The 3,880-nt window shown below is 63.9% G+C and carries 5 protein-coding genes; 2 read left to right on the forward strand and 3 right to left on the reverse strand.

Annotated features, from left to right (window positions below):
- The first annotated feature begins 1 nt into the window (after position 1).
- Together EN750_RS22645 and EN750_RS22650 are read left to right on the forward strand one after the other, a co-directional pair.
- Positions 2 to 472 (forward strand): DUF1348 family protein, encoded by a 471-nt coding sequence (locus tag EN750_RS22645; RefSeq protein WP_127397701.1) that lies wholly within the window; start codon positions 2 to 4, stop codon positions 470 to 472.
- Positions 473 to 496: 24 nt separating this feature from the next.
- Positions 497 to 1,129 carry a pyridoxamine 5'-phosphate oxidase family protein gene (locus EN750_RS22650; protein WP_127397702.1) on the forward strand — a complete coding sequence of 211 codons (633 nt, stop codon included), beginning with the start codon at positions 497 to 499 and terminating at the stop codon, positions 1,127 to 1,129.
- Here the strand turns inward: EN750_RS22650 and EN750_RS22655 are convergent, their stop codons facing one another.
- The 3 genes from EN750_RS22655 to ftsE form a co-directional block, all read right to left on the reverse strand.
- Positions 1,130 to 1,855 (reverse strand): YdcF family protein, encoded by a 726-nt coding sequence (locus EN750_RS22655; RefSeq protein ID WP_127397703.1) that lies wholly within the window; start codon positions 1,853 to 1,855, stop codon positions 1,130 to 1,132.
- Between the two features lie 133 nt (positions 1,856 to 1,988).
- Positions 1,989 to 2,984 (reverse strand): ABC transporter permease, encoded by a 996-nt coding sequence (locus EN750_RS22660; RefSeq protein ID WP_127397704.1) that lies wholly within the window; start codon positions 2,982 to 2,984, stop codon positions 1,989 to 1,991.
- Entirely contained in the window at positions 2,977 to 3,636 is a 660-nt protein-coding gene (gene ftsE, locus EN750_RS22665) for a cell division ATP-binding protein FtsE (protein ID WP_010911739.1), read from the reverse strand. The genes EN750_RS22660 and ftsE overlap by 8 nt, the downstream gene beginning before the upstream one ends.
- Between the last annotated feature and the right edge of the window lie 244 nt (positions 3,637 to 3,880).

The following is a 3,880-nucleotide window of genomic DNA, read 5'->3' on the forward strand; positions in this document are numbered from 1 at the left end:
CATGTCCGACCCCCGCCCGCCGCTGCCGCCGTTTACCGCCGAGACATCAGCACAGAAGGCGCGCATGGCCGAGGATGCCTGGAATTCACGCGATCCGGCGCGGGTTGCGCTCGCCTATACCAAGGACAGCCGCTGGCGCAACCGCGCCGAATTCCTGCAAGGCCGCGACGCCATCCAGGCCTTCCTGACGCGCAAATGGAGTCGCGAGCTCGACTACCGGCTGATCAAGGAGGTCTGGGCCTTCCACGGCAACCGCATCGCCGTGCGTTTCGCTTACGAATGGCGCGACGACAGCGGTTCATGGTTCCGCAGCTACGGCAACGAGAACTGGGAATTCGATGAACACGGGCTGATGCGCCTGCGCATCGCCAGCATCAACGACCTGCCGATCGGCGAGGCCGATCGTAAGTATCACTGGCCGCTCGGCCGGCGACCGGACGACCACCCGACGCTGTCGGAGCTCGGACTTTAGCATCTTGCCGCAAGGAAGCTTTCAATGAACGCGCATGCTTTCACCAGCGACGTCGCCTTCACGCCGACCGTCAAGGCGATCCAGGCCCGCAAGGGCTCACGTCAGTCCTATGCCCGCGTCGAGGAGCGTGGCGGCTGGCAGGCCGGCATCACCCCGGACCTTGCCGCCTTCATCGAAATGCAGACCAGCGTCTTCCTGTCGACCGCCAACAGCGAGGGGCAGCCCTATGTCCAGCATCGCGGCGGGCCGGCCGGCTTCCTCAAGGTGCTGGATGAACATACGATCGGCTTCGCGGATTTTTCCGGCAACCGGCAGTTCATCACGCAGGGCAATCTGGCCGACAATCCAAGGGCGTTCCTGTTCCTGATCGACTATATGCACCGCCAGCGCATCAAGATCTGGGGCACGGCACGGGTCGTCGAGAGTGACGCCGAACTGATGGCGAAGCTGATGCCGCAAGACTACAAGGCGCGCCCCGAGCAGGTCATCCTGTTCACCGTCTCGGCCTGGGATGCCAATTGCCCGCAGCATATTCCGCAACGGTTCGAGGCGGCCGACGTGGCGGAGGCACTCGGCGAGCGGGACAAGCGGATCGAGCGCCTTGAACAGGAGATCGCACGGCTCAGGGGAAATACGGGCGCGGCCGCAGGGGAATGATCAGCCGCCGGCCGCGGTTTCGGCCAGCGCGATGCCGTTGGGTGTCGGCTTGACCGGCACGATGCCGCGCGCCAGCGCCAGCAGATATTTGTTGTATTCGGTGAACAGCACGCGCAAGGCCCGCGGCTTGGTCAGCCAGCCGCCATTGTCGAGGTTGGAATTGACCACCGGATAGGGCTCGAGCTTGGCGCCATGGAGCAGCCTGCCCATTTCCAGCAGGCTGCGCGGCATATGATAATTGTTGGTGACAAGGATCACCGTGCCATAGGCGTGGCTCTCGACCCATTTGGCGCTTTCCTCGGCGTTGCCGATCGTGTCGAGCGCGGCGCGGTCGATGTCGACGCAACAGGAAAACAGATTCTTGTCGCCGCCGGTCGCCGCCTGCAACTGGCGACGGCTGGCGGAAGGATGGACGCCGCTGATCAGCAGCCGTTCGCCCTTGCCGGACGCCAGCAGATCCATCGCCGCATCGAGGCGGGACTGGCCGCCGGTCAGCACGATGATCGCGTCCGCCTTGGCCGGATTGGCAGGCGTGGTCAGGTGACTGACCTTATTGGCGAACCAGCCGAAGCCGCCGGCAAACAATGTTGCGAGGATGAGGACAGAGAGAGCGGACAGGCGCAACGCGGCTCTTAGACGGCTCACAGCGGAGCGGTCATGCGAACGGGCAACCACCACTGGCATCTGCCCAGCCGTACCGGTCGAATCCCGCGCGTCCATCGCCATATGGTTAATCCTGAAATGCGGCTTTGGGTAGGTAAAAGACGCACTTTGCGTTACGTGAATTCTCCATCCGTGATCACCCTGTCCTATCTATGTCGTTGTCCCAAAACCGGTTCCCACTTTTGGGCGACATGAATTAGCCTGCATCCGGCTGGCGGACATCGATGTCGCTGAGATAGGCAACGACGGTGGCGTGGGACGTGGCAGCCGTCAGTCCGCCGATCACCAGCACCATCAACACGACACCGAGATAGCCTGCCGAACCGATGGCGAAATTGCCGAACAGGGCGGTCGCCTGGTCGGCCTGCGGCGTCGCCATATTGCGCGACGACCACCAGGAAAAGACGATGAAGACGAGCACTGCGGCGGCGCCGCCAGCCGCCGCTCCCTTCATGCCGGTGACCAGGAAATGCCGGCGGAATTCGCGCGCGATGAAGCGTGCTTCGGCGCCGACGAAATGCAGCACTTCGATGATGTGACCGTTGCCGGCCATGGCGCCGCGCGTCGCGAACACCACGGTCAGCACGGTCGCCGACAGCATCAATGCCAGCACGGCAATGCCGATGGTCACCGTCGTGCGGGCCATCGCTACCAGCCGGTCGACCCAGGTGCGGTGATCGTCGAGCGATGCGCTCGGCAGTTTCGGCGTGATCGCGGTGCGCATGGCAGCGAAATCGGGCGGGCTGTTCTCGTCGATGGTGACGATGATCAGGCGCGGCACGGGTAATTCATCGATGTTGAGCCCCGAGCCCAGCCAGGGCTCAAGGAGCCTCGCGGTCGCCTCGCGGTCGATGATCCGGGTCGTCTTGACGCCAGGGAATTCACCGGCGATCTGGGAGGCCTGGGTAAGGGCTGCTTCCATGTCGAGGCCGTCGACCGGCTTGATCTGGATGGTCGCCTCGCGTGAAATCTGGTTTTCCCAGACGGACGCTGTGTCGCGCACCAGCGTCACCGCGCCGAAAGTCAGGCAGGACAGGAAGGTCATGATGGCGATGACCAGGACCAGTGCCCGGCCGGCGATGTTCTGCGCCGGCACGATCGGCGCCATCCTGCGCTGGGCGCGGGGCTTTGCCTCGGTCGCCTCGGCGTCCTGCTCCCGTTCCACAAAATGTTCGGCGGACAGTTCAGTCATAGATGTCCAGCCTTCCGCCGGCCAGGATCATGCGGCGCGCGTCGACCTGTTCCATCAGGCCAAGGTCGTGGGTGGCGATCACCACCGCGGTGCCGAGACGGTTGAGCTCGATAAACAGCCGCAGCAGCCGTCGCGCCAGCGGCGGATCGACATTGCCGGTCGGTTCGTCGGCGAGCAGGATTTCCGGCTGCTCAATCAGCGCCCGCGCGATCGCCGCGCGCTGCTTCTCGCCGCCGGACAGAACCGGCGGCAGCACGTGCATGCGCTCGCCCAGCCCGACCCACTTCAACAGTTCGGTGACATCGGTGCGGTAGCTCGCCTCCTCGCGCCCGCGCACGCGCAGCGGCAGCGCGACGTTCTCGTAGGTGGTCATGTGGTCGAGCAGGCGAAAATCCTGGAACACCACGCCGATGCGGCGGCGCAGATGCGGCAATTCGGTGCGCGAGATGCGCGAACGGTCCTTGCCAAAGATGGTGATCAGCCCGCGCGTCGGCTTCAGCGACATGAACAGCAGGCGCAGCAAGGTCGTCTTGCCGGCGCCCGAAGGCCCGCTGAGGAACTGGAAGGAGCGCTCCGGGATGTGCAGGGAGATGTCGCGGAGGATTTCCGGACCCATGCCATAGCGGAGGCCGACATTTTCGAAACGAATCAATTTCGACGACCTGAATTTCGGCACGGCGGCGAGCCGGCCTGTTCTGGGTAAAGACCATCGGCCGGCATGGTTAACCGGCGGTTAATTTCTGGGCTGTTTAGGCTCGTCACGAGGGCTCCGGTGGGGAAGCGTTAACCATTTGTGTTTACGCAAAAGAAACGAAAAGCGAACACGTGCTGCAATGCTGGGGCCATGATGGCTGACGATCGAACCGCGCGCCCGGTTTCCGGCGAAATCATGACCC

Source organism: Mesorhizobium sp. M7A.F.Ca.ET.027.03.2.1, from assembly GCF_003999175.1.
Lineage (GTDB): Bacteria > Pseudomonadota > Alphaproteobacteria > Rhizobiales > Rhizobiaceae > Mesorhizobium.